Origin of the sequence: Neisseria bergeri (genome assembly GCA_003044455.1) — a bacterium.
In the GTDB taxonomy this organism is placed as follows: Bacteria; Pseudomonadota; Gammaproteobacteria; order Burkholderiales; family Neisseriaceae; genus Neisseria; species Neisseria bergeri.
The window spans coordinates 1-1,186 of sequence record POWY01000036.1 but is presented as its reverse complement, the minus strand read 5'-3'; the positions used below and the strand labels follow the sequence as shown (position 1 = coordinate 1,186).

Genomic DNA, 1,186 nt, shown 5'->3' with positions numbered 1-1,186 from the left:
TTAAGCGATAACAGAAGAAACCACGCCGGCACCCACGGTACGGCCGCCTTCGCGAATCGCAAAGCGCAGGCCTTCTTCCATAGCGATAGGCGCAATCAGTTCTACGGTGATGGTTACGTTCTCACCCGGCATTACCATTTCCACACCTTCTTCCAAAGTAACCGCGCCAGTTACGTCGGTGGTACGGAAGTAGAATTGGGGACGGTAGTTGGCGAAGAACGGGGTATGGCGACCACCCTCTTCTTTGCTCAGTACGTATACTTCTGCTTTGAATTTGGTGTGAGGAGTGATAGTACCCGGTTTGGCCAATACCTGACCGCGTTCCACGTCTTCACGCTTAGTACCGCGCAACAATACGCCTACGTTGTCGCCCGCCTGACCTTCGTCCAGCAGTTTGCGGAACATTTCAACACCGGTACAGGTGGTTTTTTGGGTTTCTTTCAGACCGACGATTTCAATCTCGTCGCCAACGTGGATGACACCGCGCTCTACACGGCCGGTTACTACGGTACCGCGACCGGAAATGGAGAACACGTCTTCGATAGGCAGCAGGAACGGTTTGTCCACGGCACGCTCGGGAGTCGGGATGTAGCTGTCCAATGCGGCAGCCAGTTCGAAGATTTTTTCTTCGTAAGCGGCATCGCCTTCCAAGGCTTTCAGTGCGGAACCTTGTACAATCGGGCAGTCGTCGCCGGGGAAGTCGTAGCTGGACAGCAGGTCGCGGATTTCCATTTCAACCAGTTCCAACAGCTCGGCATCGTCAACCATGTCGCATTTGTTCATGAACACGATGATGTAAGGTACGCCTACTTGGCGGGCCAGCAGGATGTGTTCGCGGGTTTGCGGCATAGGGCCGTCGGCTGCGGAACATACCAGGATTGCACCGTCCATTTGTGCGGCACCGGTAATCATGTTTTTAACGTAGTCGGCGTGACCCGGGCAGTCTACGTGTGCGTAGTGGCGGGTTTCGGTTTCGTATTCTACGTGCGAGGTATTGATGGTAATACCGCGTGCTTTTTCTTCGGGCGCGTTGTCGATTTGGTCGTAAGCTTTTGCAGCACCGCCGAATTTTTTAGCCAAAATAGTAGTCAAAGCGGCAGTCAGGGTGGTTTTACCATGGTCAACGTGACCGATGGTGCCAACGTTTACGTGCGGTTTGCTACGTTCGAATTTTTCCTTAGCCATG

Annotated in this window: 1 protein-coding gene; it reads right to left on the bottom strand. The window is 53.6% G+C overall.

Features of this window, described 5'->3' with window-relative positions; genetic code table 11:
* Positions 1 to 1,185, bottom strand: coding sequence for an elongation factor Tu (tuf, locus tag DBY86_RS12770; protein ID WP_003713286.1), 1,185 nt, complete (start codon positions 1,183 to 1,185; stop codon positions 1 to 3).
* Between the last annotated feature and the right edge of the window lies 1 nt (position 1,186).